Origin of the sequence: Rhizobium fabae (assembly GCF_003985135.1) — a bacterium.
Taxonomy (GTDB): domain Bacteria; phylum Pseudomonadota; class Alphaproteobacteria; order Rhizobiales; family Rhizobiaceae; genus Rhizobium; species Rhizobium pisi.
This window is the reverse complement of sequence record NZ_ML133653.1, coordinates 118,445-131,369: the sequence shown is the minus strand read 5'-3', so window position 1 is coordinate 131,369 and position 12,925 is coordinate 118,445. Positions and strand designations below refer to the sequence as shown.

At 61.6% G+C, this 12,925-nt stretch carries 15 protein-coding genes; 12 read left to right on the top strand and 3 right to left on the bottom strand.

What is annotated here, in order from left to right:
• Positions 1–29: 29 nt before the first annotated feature.
• From EFB14_RS19590 to EFB14_RS19570, 5 genes are all read left to right on the top strand, one after another.
• The gene (locus tag EFB14_RS19590; protein WP_125849020.1) at positions 30–1,319 is read left to right on the top strand and encodes an ABC transporter substrate-binding protein; all 1,290 of its coding nucleotides are present in this window, start codon (positions 30–32) and stop codon (positions 1,317–1,319) included.
• Positions 1,320–1,415: 96 nt separating this feature from the next.
• Complete coding sequence (locus EFB14_RS19585) at positions 1,416–2,354, top strand: carbohydrate ABC transporter permease (protein ID WP_125849021.1); 939 nt, start codon at positions 1,416–1,418, stop codon at positions 2,352–2,354.
• Entirely contained in the window at positions 2,347–3,240 is an 894-nt protein-coding gene (locus EFB14_RS19580; protein WP_126828156.1) for a carbohydrate ABC transporter permease, read from the top strand. The genes EFB14_RS19585 and EFB14_RS19580 overlap by 8 nt, the downstream gene beginning before the upstream one ends.
• 4 nt (positions 3,241–3,244) lie before the next feature.
• Positions 3,245–4,954, top strand: a complete 1,710-nt coding sequence (locus tag EFB14_RS19575; RefSeq protein WP_126828154.1) for a GH32 C-terminal domain-containing protein — start codon at positions 3,245–3,247, stop codon at positions 4,952–4,954.
• A gap of 84 nt (positions 4,955–5,038) precedes the next feature.
• A complete protein-coding gene (locus EFB14_RS19570; protein ID WP_126828152.1) occupies positions 5,039–5,566 on the top strand; it encodes a sigma-70 family RNA polymerase sigma factor in 528 nt (175 codons plus the stop codon).
• A gap of 27 nt (positions 5,567–5,593) precedes the next feature.
• Here EFB14_RS19570 and EFB14_RS19565 read toward each other — a convergent pair whose 3' ends face one another.
• Complete coding sequence (locus tag EFB14_RS19565) at positions 5,594–6,238, bottom strand: NrsF family protein (RefSeq protein WP_126828495.1); 645 nt, start codon at positions 6,236–6,238, stop codon at positions 5,594–5,596.
• Positions 6,238–6,783, bottom strand: coding sequence for a sigma-70 family RNA polymerase sigma factor (locus EFB14_RS19560; RefSeq protein ID WP_126828150.1), 546 nt, complete (start codon positions 6,781–6,783; stop codon positions 6,238–6,240). Before EFB14_RS19560 ends, EFB14_RS19565 begins: the two co-directional genes overlap by 1 nt.
• Positions 6,784–6,968: 185 nt before the next feature.
• On the opposite strand from EFB14_RS19560, the gene EFB14_RS19555 reads away from it, so the two are divergent.
• The 3 genes from EFB14_RS19555 to EFB14_RS19545 all read left to right on the top strand — a co-directional run bounded on the left by EFB14_RS19555 (position 6,969) and on the right by EFB14_RS19545 (position 8,914).
• Positions 6,969–7,217, top strand: coding sequence for a pentapeptide MXKDX repeat protein (locus EFB14_RS19555; RefSeq protein ID WP_126828148.1), 249 nt, complete (start codon positions 6,969–6,971; stop codon positions 7,215–7,217).
• 84 nt (positions 7,218–7,301) lie between these two features.
• Positions 7,302–8,141 carry a cytochrome b/b6 domain-containing protein gene (locus tag EFB14_RS19550; RefSeq protein WP_126828146.1) on the top strand — a complete coding sequence of 280 codons (840 nt, stop codon included), beginning with the start codon at positions 7,302–7,304 and terminating at the stop codon, positions 8,139–8,141.
• The gene (locus EFB14_RS19545; protein ID WP_126828144.1) at positions 8,138–8,914 is read left to right on the top strand and encodes a molybdopterin-binding protein; all 777 of its coding nucleotides are present in this window, start codon (positions 8,138–8,140) and stop codon (positions 8,912–8,914) included. Before EFB14_RS19550 ends, EFB14_RS19545 begins: the two co-directional genes overlap by 4 nt.
• A gap of 42 nt (positions 8,915–8,956) precedes the next feature.
• On the opposite strand, the gene EFB14_RS19540 is transcribed toward EFB14_RS19545, so the two are convergent.
• Positions 8,957–9,328, bottom strand: a complete 372-nt coding sequence (locus tag EFB14_RS19540; protein ID WP_126828142.1) for a hypothetical protein — start codon at positions 9,326–9,328, stop codon at positions 8,957–8,959.
• Between the two features lie 272 nt (positions 9,329–9,600).
• Here EFB14_RS19540 and EFB14_RS19535 point away from each other — a divergent pair, with 272 nt between their 5' ends.
• From EFB14_RS19535 to EFB14_RS19520, 4 genes are all read left to right on the top strand, one after another.
• A complete protein-coding gene (locus EFB14_RS19535; protein ID WP_126828140.1) occupies positions 9,601–9,861 on the top strand; it encodes a hypothetical protein in 261 nt (86 codons plus the stop codon).
• Positions 9,862–10,133: 272 nt separating this feature from the next.
• A complete protein-coding gene (locus EFB14_RS19530; protein ID WP_245438258.1) occupies positions 10,134–10,910 on the top strand; it encodes a Crp/Fnr family transcriptional regulator in 777 nt (258 codons plus the stop codon).
• Positions 10,911–11,018: 108 nt separating this feature from the next.
• Entirely contained in the window at positions 11,019–11,777 is a 759-nt protein-coding gene (locus tag EFB14_RS19525; RefSeq protein ID WP_126828490.1) for a FadR/GntR family transcriptional regulator, read from the top strand.
• Between the two features lie 25 nt (positions 11,778–11,802).
• Positions 11,803–12,777 (top strand): sialic acid TRAP transporter substrate-binding protein SiaP, encoded by a 975-nt coding sequence (locus tag EFB14_RS19520; RefSeq protein WP_126828138.1) that lies wholly within the window; start codon positions 11,803–11,805, stop codon positions 12,775–12,777.
• The last annotated feature ends 148 nt before the right edge of the window (positions 12,778–12,925 follow it).

Below are 12,925 nucleotides of genomic sequence, written 5' to 3'. Positions count from 1 at the left end.
TAGGCCCATTCAATTGAGGAGGAATTCTAATGGGTAAACGTTTACTTTGGTCTCTGGTCCTGCCTTTGGCGATGACCGCCACATGGGCGCATGCCGCCGACAAGGCCGTCATCCAGGTCATGCATCAGGGCGATCCCGGTTTTGTCGCCGCCTATGGCAAGGCCGCCGAACGGTTCGAGGCCGCCAATCCCGATGTCGACGTGCAGTTCATCTATGCGCCGCACGACGCCTATAACGAGAAGTTCAGCGCCGCCGTCATGGCCAAGCAGCTGCCCGACGTCATGGAGCTCGATGCGCCGTTCCTCGCCAATTACGTCTGGTCGGGATATCTGCAGCCCATCAAGCCGCTGATCGACAAGGACCTCCTTGACGACATGACGGAGTCCAACATCGCCCAGGGCACATACCCGATCGACAAGGACCTCTATGCGATCGGCCTGACCGACTCGTCGGTCGTTCTCTACGGCAACAAGAAATATCTCGAAGCCATCGGCGCCCGCATCCCGAAATCCGTCGACGATGCCTGGACGCGCGAGGAATTCGAAACCTACCTCGAAAAGCTTTCCAAGCTCGACGGCGTGAAGTGGCCGATCGACACCTTCCGGGGCTACGGCATCAAGACCGAATGGATCACCTATGCCTATGGACCGATCCTGCAATCGGCCGGCTGCGATCTGATCGACCGTAAGGCCTGGAAATCCGAGGGCACGCTCGACAGCGACGCCTGCGTCGATGCACTCGCCATGATGCAGAAATGGGTCAAGAACGGCTGGGTCGTGCCGCAGTCGGCAGGGACCAACCAGTTCTTCGCCGAAGGCAATCCGGCGGCGCTGGCGCTTGGCGGACACTGGGTCTATGCCGAAGCTGTTGCGGCCATGAAGGACAATATCGTCGTGCTGCCGCTGCCCAAATTCGGCGCGAAGGCCGCGAGCCCGAACGGCACCTGGATCTGGGCGATCACCAAGACGTCGAAACATCCCGATATCGCGGCCAAGTTCATCAGCTTCCTGCTAAAGGACAAGGAGTATCGGGCCTATGTCGCAAGCCAGTCCGGCTATCCCGGATTGAAGAGCTTCGCCGCCGAATCTCCGCTCTATGCTGACGGCGGCCCGATGGCCATTGCCTTTGAACAGGCGTCGAAGACGGCTGTCGCGCGCCCTCCGCATCCAGCCTATCCCACCATCACCTCCGCCTTCATGCAGGCGGTCGACGAGGTGTTCAATGGCGGCGATCCCAAGGAGGCGCTCACAACAGCCGCCAAGAAGATCGACGAGGACATCGCGGACAACGACGGATATCCGCCGTTCGGCGAAGAGTAATAAGCGTGATCGCTGCCGACAGGCCCTCGCCCTGCGATGTCTCCGACGGACATCGCAGGGCAGGGCCGGCATCCCAGCTAGGAAAGGAGGAGCTGCATGGTCATGCAACAATCAACATTATCGACACCAGTCCGAAAGGCTCCCGCCCGCCGGCATGACAAGGGACGGCTGATGCAGGAAGCGGCCATGCTCGCGCCGGCCGTGATCCTGTTGACCATCTTTCTGATCGTGCCGTTCCTCCTGTCCTTCTGGACGTCCATGACCAACCAGCCTCTGGTGCCCCGGCCGACGCCCGTCCGGTTCATCTGGTTCAACAACTTCATCCGTATCTTCCAGGACGACCTTTTCTGGACTGCCCTCTGGAACGTGTCGCGCTTCACCTTCTGGATCATTCCAGCGCAGTGCGGCCTTGCTTTCGCGACGGCGCTCCTGCTGCATCAGAAGCTGCCCTTCCGCAATCTGCTGCGCGGCATGTTCTTCCTGCCGGCGATCACCTCGATGGTCGTGGTCTGCGTCATCTGGGGCACCCTGTTCCAGTATCCCACGGGGCCGTTCAACCAGATCCTCGGCTTTCTCTCCGGCGGAGCGATCCAGCCGATCGATTGGCTCGGCGATCCGCAATGGGCGATGTTCTCGATCGTTCTGCTTTCGGCCTGGCAGGCCTACGGCTTCCAGATGATCGTCTACCTCGCGGGCCTTCAGGGCATCCCAGACGAACTCTATGACGCTGCGAAGATTGACGGCGCCAATGCGTTCCGGCGTTTCTGGCATGTCACGATGCCGGGCCTGCGGCCGACCCATGTCTTCGTCCTCGTGATCACGACCATCCAGGCGTTCAAGCTCTACACACAGGTCGCCATCCTCACGCAGGGCGGACCGAAAAGCAGCACCGAGACAGTGGTGCATTACATGGTCCGCGCCGGCTTCGAAGAGCAAAAGATGGGCTATGCCTCGGCCGTCTCGGTCATATTGTTCGTGATCGTTCTCATTATCGCGCTGATCCAGCGCCAGCTCCTGAGGCGCTTCGATGTCTGATATCGCTCTCTCGATCCAGCAGGCCCGCCTGGCGCGGCCTCTCTCGGCTGCACGGGTCCTTCGCCTCATCCAGGTGACCTGCATCTTCATCATCGCATTGGTGATCGTGTCTCCATTGCTGCTGCTGGTCGTGGCGAGCCTCAAGGACGACCGGTTCCAGATTCTGGCCGATATGGGCAGCTTCCGGGCCTTCTGGGTTTCGAACCCCACGCTGTCCAACTATGCCGAGGTCGGCCACCTGTCGGGCGAACTCGCATTCGGACGCTATCTCGTCAACTCGCTGATCATTCTGATCACGACGGTCTGTTCCGGCCTGATCGTGAATTCGATGGCCGGCTTCGTTCTGGCCTGGGGAACGTTCAAGGGTCGCGCCGTCATCCTGTCGATCGTGATTGCGCTTTATGTGATCCCGCAGGAAAGCATTATCATGCCTCTCGTGATCATGGTCTCGCGGGCGGGAATGACCGACACCTTCGCGGTGCAGATCGTGCCCTGGGTCGCGAGCCCTCTCTATATCTTTCTGTTCTACCAGTTCTTTTCGCAGTTGCCGAAGGAGTTGCTGGAGGCCGCAGAGATCGACGGCGCATCCTTCTTCCGGGCCTATCGCTCGATTTTTCTGCCGCTCAGCCTGCCCGCACTGGCAACCGTATCGATCCTCATGGGCATCGAAACCTGGAACCAGTATCTCTGGCCCATCCTGGTCACCCAGACCGACTACGCCCGCCCGATTGCGGTCGCTATCGCGACCTTCTTCGGTCAGGACAGCATCTACTGGGATCGCGCGATGGCGGCTTCCGTTTTGATGATGATCCCGATCCTGGGGCTCTACCTCGCATTCCAGCGCTGGTTCGTGAGTTCCTTCATCGGCTCTGCCGTGAAAGGTTGAATTGATGATAAGTCAAGCAGTGACTCCGTCCCCTGGACGCGGGCCGGAGACGATCAGCGCCGTCCTGCCCGCGGGAGCCACGGTCCACGCCTGGATCAGGGCCCGGCATGGCGCCGCGCCGGGAAGGCTGACCGCACATGTCGACGGCGATCCGGCCGTGACAGCTGAAACGTCAAATCCCGATGAATTCGAGTTTCGGCAACTGGCGCTGGAAAGCGGCGGAGAAACCGCATTTTCCTACGATCCCGTGACGACAGACGTCTCGGTTCTCTATGCCTTCCGTCAGCCCGGCGTTCTCGAAGAGGGCATTCGGCTGCTGCATGTCAGGCCTTCCAACGCCGCACCCGAAATCTCAGGCGGCTATCACTTCCGTCCGCCTTTCGGCTGGATGAACGATCCCAACGGGTTTGGGAGATTCGGCGGCAGGCTGCACCTGTTCTACCAGCACTATCCCCATAGCCTTCGGTGGAACAACATGCATTGGGGCCATGCGGTCTCGGACGATTATGTCAACTGGACGCATCTTCCGATCTTTCTTCCCCCCTCGGACGAGCTCGCGGCGCGGGCAGATGGACGCGGCGGCGCATTTTCCGGCTCGGCGATCGCGCTCGATGGCGCCGGAATCCGCATCTTTTTCACCGAGCATATGAAGGGCCGGGAACCGGAGGAGCAGGTTCAGTTCACGGCCACCAGCCGCGATCTTGTCAACGTCGAACCGGCGAGCCTCATCCTGCCGGCGCGCCCCACCGGGCTCGGTCTGACGACCGACTTCCGCGATCCCCATGTCTTTCCGGGCCCGGACGACAAATGGAAGATGCTTCTGGGCACCCGGGACCGCGAGGGCGGCATCATCCTGCTCTATGAAACGGATGACCCGGCCGCGGCGACCGGATGGACCTTCCTCGGAATCCTTCACCGGGAGAACCGCTTCGGGATGACCGCTGCGGAGTGCCCCTGCATGGTTCCTCTTGACGGTCCCGCGAGCGACCCGTCGACGCGTTGGGCGCTAATCTTCGGCCTTCTCACAAGCCGCGATCCGGCAACGGGCCGGCGCAACATGACGCTTGCGAACGTCGGCCGTTTCGATGGCCGCAAATTCGTCGTGGAGTTCGAACAGGAGCTGGATTTCGGCACGGATGCCTACGCTTTTCAAGCCTTCGTCGACGGTGCCGGCCCTGTCGGCATCGCATGGCTCGCCAACTGGACGGACATTTCGAAAGACATCGACATGCCGACTGCGATGACCTTGCCGCGCCGGCTGGTGCTGCACAACGGGGCGCTGATCACGCCACCGGTCGCTGCTGCAGAAAGCCTGCGGCGGCGCCGACTGGATGGCGAAAGTCTTCTGGACGGACGAACCGTCGATCTCGCCAACGGCTCCGTCGAACTCGTGCTTGGCCTCAAGGAGGCGGGCAGCGAGTTCCGCCTCGTCTTCGAACATCCCGAGGCAACCGTAGAGGTGCAGCTGAACGAGCATGGGCTGAGCATTCCCTTTTCCGCGAGCGCCAAGGCATCACCGCGCTACATCGCCGCCGGCGCACGCCCATCCACTATTCGGATATTTCTCGATGCAGGCTCGATCGAGGTCTTCGCCGATGATGGCCGCTGGACCGGGACCAAGCGGCTCCCCGGCTTCAATGGGGTAAGCTCGGTGCGTCTCGTAGCGCCCGCCGGCAATGTGCTCACCGCCGAAATCTGGCAGCTCGCTCTTTGATTTCAGGAGACGACATATCTGTCCGATATCGTACGGCAACGAATAGGGTGGCCGCGACTTTCCTTGTCATCCGAGGAGAGAAACATGAGGCCCTTGTCTTCCCCACACCCTGCTTCGCGCTGCAAGGAAACGTCCGCACTCGAATCCGAGATCGTCTGCCTGACGCCGGCCCTGCGCGCCTTCGCGCGACGGTTCGTGCGCAATGACGACGACGTCGACGACCTCGTGCAGGAGACCCTGCTGAAAGCATTGAACTCGCTTCATCTCTACCACCCCGGCACATCCCTCAAGTCCTGGCTTTTCACAATCCTCAGGAACACCTTCTGCACCCATTATCGCCGGAACAAGCGCGAACCGGCCGGTGTCGAAGCGGCGATGGAGGAGATCGCGACCGCGCCGACGCAGGAATGGGCGCTCAAGGAGCGCGAGCTCCAGCGTGCCCTGACGCTTCTTTCCGAAGACAGGCGCCTGGCGCTCACGCTGGTCGCGGCCGGAACGAGTTACGAGGATGCCGCCAGGATGTGCGGATGCCGCATCGGCACCCTGAAAAGCCGCGTCAGCCGCGCCCGCGAATCCCTGCAGTCCCTTCTTGGAAACTATCTGAGCGACTGATCTCGTTTGCCGCCCGTCGACTGGGCTCTACCAGCGGAGCAGGCGAGGGCCGGTGACGGCGCCGAGCGCGCCGGTGAGCAGGATGCCGAGCGAATACCAGATCAGCACGAAGGGCATGCCGTTCTCGGTGCAGAACCAGGAATAGACCCAGGCGCCGGCCGCTCCCGCGGCAATTCCGGCGACGAATCCCGTCAGCCTGAGGTCCGCGGGTGCTGCGCGGCGCAGTGACCAGACCGTGCCGGCATAGACGGGCAACGCGAAGCCGAAGATGAGGAAAGGGCAATGGAGTGCCGAGGAGCCGAGGATCAGCACCCGGTACGTCCCGGCCGGAGCCATGATCAGCTGGATGGCTGCGACCGCAACCATGGCGGCAAAGATCAAGGCGAGCCGGTCGAAAAAGCGTCCCTCGGAACCGTCAGGGCGGGATAGCCTGAAGACGGAGAGAAAGGCCGCGATGGCGATCAGCGCGTTATAGGCGGATTTGATCCAGAACACCGGCAGCGTCAGCGCATCAGGCATATCGACCCTGAGGCCTGGAATGGCCAGCATCATGAGCAGGGAGAGCCCGAGCGCCGGCAATATGCCGAGCGCGAGACTGCGGCGCAGCGCATGGCGCGGCACCGGCTTCAGGTCCCTGACCAGGCTTTCGATGATATCGTCCGTCTTTGTCATCATGCGCCTCGCAATCTCTCGCCGAGCGCCTTGAGTGCCCGGTGGATGCCGACCTTTACCGCCGATTCGGACTGGCCGGTGCGGTTTGCGGTGTCGGTGACCGACTGGCCCTCCAGCTTCACCTGCCGGATCAGTTCCCGCTGTTTCGGCGACAAGCCGTCGAGCAACCGCTCGACATCCATGCGTGCCGTCAGCCTCTCCTCGCTGAAGTCGCTTTCGATCTCCTCGCCAAGCTCGGTCTCACCAAGCCTGCGCCCGCCGCGGCCGCGATGGTGGTCGATCAGCTTGTAGCGGGCGATCGAGAAGAACCAGGCCGTGAAAGGCCTTTCCCGGTCAAAGGTGGACCGGCGGGAATGCAGTGCCAGCAATGTCTCCTGGACCAGGTCTTCCATATCCGCTTTCGCCGCCGCAGCCATCCTGCGGCCGTAATAGCCGACAAGCAGCGTCCGCAAGGCCGAAAGCAGACGGCGATAGGCTGCCTCATCCCCGTCTAGGGACAGAAGCATCAAAGCTTTCAGGGCTTCTTCCGAATGGGCTGATGTCATGTTGTCGGAGAGTTCATTCGAAAAAGCGGCCGTTTGGTTACAGGGCGGATCAAAAACAATTCCGGTATCACAGCTCTATCACATAGGCGTGAGGCTGTAACGCATCCCGACGCTGCCTCGAATGGGTGGATGTGAGCCATCGGCAGGGAGCCGGCGGACGCAGCAAACCATTCGAGGAGAATTCCATGACCAAGCTTCTTTCCAGCCTTGCAGTCTGCACCTTCATCGCAAGCCTTTCGCTCGCCGGCGCCGCCTCGGCCGAAGACGCCATGAAGACCGATACGATGAAAAAGGACACGATGCATACGGGCACCATGTCGAAGGACGCGATGAAGATGTCCGGCACCAAGAAGGACTGCATGCACAAGGCCGGCATGGAAAAGGACGCGATGAAGAAGGCCGACATGACCAAGGCCTGCGACGCGATGAAATAATTCGCATCCCACGCGGCCGCTGAAACTTTTTCCGCGGCGGCCGCGTCTTTTGCTCCTGAAACTTCATCGATCCGGAGAACGATCATGGCGACGACCGATGCCGGCAAAGAGACCGGCCGCACGCTCATCTACCGCCACAGCCTCGCCGTTCGCCTGCCGCATTGGATGAACGTGCTCTGCCTCACCGTGCTGCTCATGAGCGGCCTGCAGATCTTCAATGCCCATCCGGCACTCTATTGGGGCCAGTACGGCGCCGACTACGACCCGTCCTTCATCTCGATGGAAGCCGTCCAGGACGGCGACGAGGCAAAGGGACGCACGCATGTCGGTTCGCTCGCCTTCGATACGACTGGTGTGCTCGGTCTCTCGAATGAAGACGGCGAGGCGACGGCAAGGGGTTTTCCGAGCTGGATCACCCTTCCAAGCTATCAGGATCTGGCGACTGGCCGGCGCTGGCATTTCTTCTTTGCCTGGCTCTTCGTCCTCAACGGCCTGGTCTATCTGGTCTGCGGACTGGTCAGCCGGCATTTCCGCCGCGATCTTGCGCCTGGTGCCAGTGAGCTGACGCCCACACATCTCGCCCATGAAGTGGTCAATCATGCCCGACTTCGCTTTCCCAAGGGAGCCGAAGCGCGGCACTACAACACGCTGCAGAAGCTGACCTACCTCCTGGTGATCTTCCTGCTGCTGCCGTTGATGGTTGCGACGGGGCTCACCATGTCGCCGGGCTTCGACGCCGTGGCGCCCTGGCTGCTCGATGTCTTCGGCGGACGGCAATCGGCCCGCACCATTCATTTCCTCACGGCCTTCTCGCTCGTCGCCTTCGTCGTGGTGCATGTCGCCATGGTGATCCTGTCGGGCGTCTTCAACAATCTGCGTTCAATGATTACCGGCTACTACGCCATCGAGGGAGACGAACAATGAGCCGCCTCTTTACCCGCCGCCGCTTCCTGATCGGCTCGACCCTGACCGCCTCGGCACTGGGGCTCAGCGGTTGCGACGCATTGGTCGAAAGCGAACGGACAAAGTCCGTCCTGAAGATCGCCGAGGGCCTCAGCATGAAGACGCAACGCTTCCTGCTCGGCGACAACGCGCTCGCCCGCGAGTTCGGCGAAGCGGATCTCTCGCCGGTCTTTCGCTCGAACGGCACCAGCATGCCCGACAATCCGCAATATCTCGACTGGATGAGCCGGGCGTTCTCGACCTGGAAGCTGGAGGTCGGCGGTCTTGTGGAGAGGCCGGCGCAGCTTTCGCTTGCAGAGCTGAAGGCGATGCCGTCGCGCACGCAGATCACCCGGCACGACTGCGTCGAAGGCTGGAGCGCGATCGGCAAATGGACGGGCCTGCCGCTCGCCGCGCTGCTGCAATCGGTCGGACTGAAACCCCAAGCGCGCTATATCGTGTTCCACTGCGCGGACGAATATGAAAAGTCGCTTGATGGCACCGGCTGGTACTATGAGAGCATCGATCTCGTGGACGCGTTCCATCCGCAGACGATCCTCGCCTATTCGATGAACGGCCGCGACCTGGAAGTTGCCCATGGAGCGCCGCTGAGACTGCGGGTCGAACGGCAGCTCGGTTACAAGCAGGCGAAATATCTCACCCGCATCGAAGCGGTCGCGGATCTCGGCCAGATCTACGGCGGCAATGGGGGCTTCTGGGAAGATCGCGGCTACGAATGGTATGCCGGGATATAGACTGGACTGAGACCGTTCGCCCACTGCGCGAAACCTAATATCTCAGTGGTAATAGGATGGATCCGGCCCGAACAGGGCTGCAATCACGGCCTCGATATCGGAAGGGTGCGCGCTGAGGACGAAGCCGACGGAAGTCGTTTCCGGCCGTTGGTCATGGGCGAAGATGAAGGGAATCCGCCGTGTCTCCAGCCATTCGTTCATCCAGAGCATCGCCTCGTCGGAAATCGTCACGTCGATGATCACGGCGTCGAACACGAGGCCCTCGCTCAAGCACTCCATGGCGCTCGAGACGACGACGGGGCCCGCGAGCAATGCCTGGCGCGCGGTCAATGCATCTCTGGCATCGTTCGAAAGGAAGCCGGCCTCGCCGATGATCAGGATCGTCTTGCCGGCGACCGGGCTGAGCGATTTCATGAGCGGACGCCTGTGATAATCCTGGGTTTGAGGGCGGTCATGCTTGTTCAACGGCGGTTCAAACATCAGGCGGTCCGCGCCTGCGCCGTGCCTACCATATCCAAGCCTGTCGTGCGATGTCCGTTTTGTCGTGAACGCCGAACCCAGTCCGGCCGTCTTGGTTCCCGGGACGTCCGGATTTCGCCGGCACCTGATCCGTACGCTTCCGCACCAGCTATTGTAATCGAAGGTCCGTAGTTTAGGATTGCCTCATATAGCGGGGAGAAAGCCAGATGATCCATCACTCGGGAATCACCAAGCCGGCATTGCAGCCCGATGACGTGACGATGCTGACTACTATCCTCGAGCAATGGTGCCGGGAAAAATCATGCGGGATCGCAAGTCCCGAGGCGCAGCATGTCGCAAAGGAGCTCGTATCCTGGTTCGAGTGCGGCATTCGCGACAGGCATAGGCTCGCCGGCCTGATGCGGCACATGCATCTGGATTTAAACGACCTGCCGGTCGACGGGGCTGCGCCGCTTTCCGCGACCTGATGCGCAAAGGCGTACAGCGCTTTCCCCGCCGGATCGACAAGCTGATCCGGCGGTTCGCATTCCCGCTCCAGCACGCCGCAGCTGCCGGCGGCGATCTCCTCCCTCCTGCTCTGCTGACAATCCTGACACTGGCGCAGGTTGGTCTGATCGCTTCCGGCCTCAGTAATTTTCCCGCTTTTGCGGACGAAACCCGGCCGGGGAACCCGATGCCGGTCACGCGAGTTTAGGGGTCAAAGCGCCCTGTGAATGGGCGCTGGCGGTCGGGAGACCGTATGTTCTTGCCAAGCAAAGCGGACAAGGCCATGCGACCTTTTGAAAGCGAAAACCTCATCCTCCGGCAGTTGGCGGATTCGGAGCGTCTGGCTCTGGACAGCATTCTCAAACCGTTCAATCTCCCGCGCGGCTTTGAGATCGCCCGGTCGGGGATGCCGTTGGGCCACTGTTATTTCCTGGAGAGCGGCATCGCTTCCGTGGTCGCGACAAGTCCCGAGGGCAGAAAGACCGAGGTCGGCGTGCTTGGCAGAGAGGGGATGACGCCGCCAATTCTGACAACGGATGCGGAGCGCTTTCCGTTTGATGTGACGATGCAGATCGATGGCCACGGACATCGTGTGGAAGCCGCCGCGCTTGGGGGATTCCTGGCTGACCGGCCCGCTATTCGCCGGCTGCTTTCCCGTTCTCTCCATACCTTCTTCGCGCAGATGGCCAATACCGCGCTTTCCAATGCCGTTCACAAGATCGACGTCCGGTTGGCCAGATGGATTCTGATGTGGCACGATCGCCTGGACGGCGATGAGATCGGCATCACGCACGACTATATGGCGAGGATGCTTGGCGTACGACGGTCCAGTGTCACCGAGGCCTTACACATCCTCGAAGGCGAGCATCTCATTTATTCCACCCGCGGCCTGGTGATCATCCGCAATCGCGCGGCCCTCGAAGCCTTCGCGGCTGACGCCTATGACGTTGCGGGCATAACCAGGCGTGATCGGCCGGAGATCGGCCGGCGCCCTCTCGCCTCGGCCGGCGGCATAATTTCTCCTGTTTAAGTTTCATGCGACGGATTGACGCACAACCCAAGCGATGATACTTAGCCGTAATTGGTCAGGCCAGTTGACCAGATGCGTGCTTGAGGAGAAGCCGCCGGGGAGGCCATGATGTTTTCGCCTGTTGAATCGCGCCGCCTCTACAGGCAGGTGGCGGATCAGATTCGTTTGATGATCGCGAGCGGCGAGCTTGCCGTCGGCCAGCGGCTGCCGGCCGAGCGCGAGCTCGCGGAGCAACTGTCGGTGTCACGCCCGACGGTGCGCGAGGCTCTGATCGTGCTGGAGGTCGAGGGCCTCGTCAACATCCGCATGGGGTCCGGCATCTACGTGGTGCGCCAGCATGCAGCAGGGGCTGCGGCAAGCGAGCGCGAGCCGGTCGAGGGGCCTTTCGAACTGCTGCAGGCGCGCGCCATCATCGAATGCGCGATCGCCGAGGAAGCCGCCGGCTGCGCCAGGCCGGAAGGCATCGCTGCGCTCGACGAAGCGCTGACGCGCATGAGCGGCGGCGTTAACGATGCGGGTGCGGTCATTGCCGCCGACCGCGCCTTCCACATAGCCATTGCCACTATCGTCGGCAATGCGACGCTGATCCGCGTGACGGGCGAGATGTTCGACATGCGCATGACCCCTTATTTTGAGAAGCTCGCAAGCCATTTCGAGGGTCCGACGACATGGCGCAGCGCCGTGGAGGAGCATCGGGCCATTCGCGACGCGATCGCCGCCGGCGATGCGGCAGGCGCCAAGGCTGCCATGCGCGCCCATCTCACCATGTCGCAGAAGAGGTTTTCCGAGAGCTTCGGGGAGGAGCTCCCGGGAGAGGAGAAGCGCGGCCGCAAGAAAGCGCCCGCGAAAGGAAAGACCAAGACTTAAAACCCGAGTTCGGGAGGAGAGAGCGATGAAGAGCAGACTGGCAACGATAATTTGCACCGCAGCCGCGATCATGGCGACGACGGCGATTGCGCAGGCCGAGACAGTGCTGAAATGGGCGCATGTCTATGAAACCTCCGAGCCCTTCCATACGGATTCCGTCTGGGCTGCGGGAGAGATCGCCAAGCGCACCGATGGGCGCTACAAGATCGAGGTCTATCCGGCCTCGCAGCTCGGCAAGGAAGCCGACATCAACCAGGGCCTCAAGCTCGGCACGGTCGATATCATCATATCGGGATCGAGCTTTGCGGCGCGCGATTACAAGCCGATCGGCGTCACCTACTTCCCCTATATCTTCCGCGGCCCCGACCACCTGATCGCCTATACCAAGAGCGACGTCTTCAAGCGTCTTGCCAAAGGCTATGAGGACAAGACCGGCAATCACATCGCCGCCGTCAGCTATTACGGCACACGTCAGACGACATCGAACAAGCCGATCGCCAAATGCGCCGACATGCAGGGTCTGAAAATCCGCGTGCCCGACGTTCCGGCCTATCTCGCCATGCCGCGCGCCTGCGGCGCCAACACGACGCCGATCGCCTTCGCCGAGGTCTATCTCGCCTTGCAGAACGGCACGGTCGAGGCGCAGGAAAACCCGCTGACGACGATCGAGGCGAAGAAGTTCTACGAAGTCCAGAAGAACATCATCCTCACCGGCCACATCGTCGATCACCTGAACACTGTCATCTCCAAGCAGCTGTGGGCGAGCCTTTCCGACGAGGACAAGAAGATCTTCGGAGAGGTCATGCAGGAGGCCGCCGAGCGCACCAGCAAGACGATCGCCGGCAAGGAAAACGGCCTCATCGCGACCTTCAGGGAGAAAGGCCTCAACGTCGCCGAGGTCGACAAGACAGACTTCGAGAAGACCGTGATGGAAAAGGTCAAGTTCGAGGACTTCGGCTACGACAAGGCCGACTGGGAAGCGATCCGCGCGATCCGGTAAAGCTCGCTACCGAGGATTGCCCCTCGCCCTAACCCTCTCCCCGTTCTGACGGGGAGAGGGGACGTGCCCTGAAAAACGTGCGGGGACGGAGAAGTCGCGGCACATCCCCTTCTCCCCGCAGGCGGGGAGACGGTGGCGGCAGCCGGAT

Excerpts from the sequence above, each read along its gene's own strand:
- EFB14_RS19590 (WP_125849020.1), top strand. The coding sequence starts at position 30 with ATGGGTAAACGTTTACTTTGGTCTCTGGTCCTGCCTTTGGCGATGACC.
- EFB14_RS19585 (WP_125849021.1), top strand. The coding sequence starts at position 1,416 with ATGGTCATGCAACAATCAACATTATCGACACCAGTCCGAAAGGCTCCC.
- EFB14_RS19580 (WP_126828156.1), top strand. The coding sequence starts at position 2,347 with ATGTCTGATATCGCTCTCTCGATCCAGCAGGCCCGCCTGGCGCGGCCT.
- EFB14_RS19575 (WP_126828154.1), top strand. The coding sequence starts at position 3,245 with ATGATAAGTCAAGCAGTGACTCCGTCCCCTGGACGCGGGCCGGAGACG.
- EFB14_RS19570 (WP_126828152.1), top strand. The coding sequence starts at position 5,039 with ATGAGGCCCTTGTCTTCCCCACACCCTGCTTCGCGCTGCAAGGAAACG.
- EFB14_RS19565 (WP_126828495.1), bottom strand. The coding sequence starts at position 6,238 with ATGACAAAGACGGACGATATCATCGAAAGCCTGGTCAGGGACCTGAAG.
- EFB14_RS19560 (WP_126828150.1), bottom strand. The coding sequence starts at position 6,783 with ATGACATCAGCCCATTCGGAAGAAGCCCTGAAAGCTTTGATGCTTCTG.
- EFB14_RS19555 (WP_126828148.1), top strand. The coding sequence starts at position 6,969 with ATGACCAAGCTTCTTTCCAGCCTTGCAGTCTGCACCTTCATCGCAAGC.
- EFB14_RS19550 (WP_126828146.1), top strand. The coding sequence starts at position 7,302 with ATGGCGACGACCGATGCCGGCAAAGAGACCGGCCGCACGCTCATCTAC.
- EFB14_RS19545 (WP_126828144.1), top strand. The coding sequence starts at position 8,138 with ATGAGCCGCCTCTTTACCCGCCGCCGCTTCCTGATCGGCTCGACCCTG.
- EFB14_RS19540 (WP_126828142.1), bottom strand. The coding sequence starts at position 9,328 with ATGAAATCGCTCAGCCCGGTCGCCGGCAAGACGATCCTGATCATCGGC.
- EFB14_RS19535 (WP_126828140.1), top strand. The coding sequence starts at position 9,601 with ATGATCCATCACTCGGGAATCACCAAGCCGGCATTGCAGCCCGATGAC.
- EFB14_RS19530 (WP_245438258.1), top strand. The coding sequence starts at position 10,134 with ATGTTCTTGCCAAGCAAAGCGGACAAGGCCATGCGACCTTTTGAAAGC.
- EFB14_RS19525 (WP_126828490.1), top strand. The coding sequence starts at position 11,019 with ATGTTTTCGCCTGTTGAATCGCGCCGCCTCTACAGGCAGGTGGCGGAT.
- EFB14_RS19520 (WP_126828138.1), top strand. The coding sequence starts at position 11,803 with ATGAAGAGCAGACTGGCAACGATAATTTGCACCGCAGCCGCGATCATG.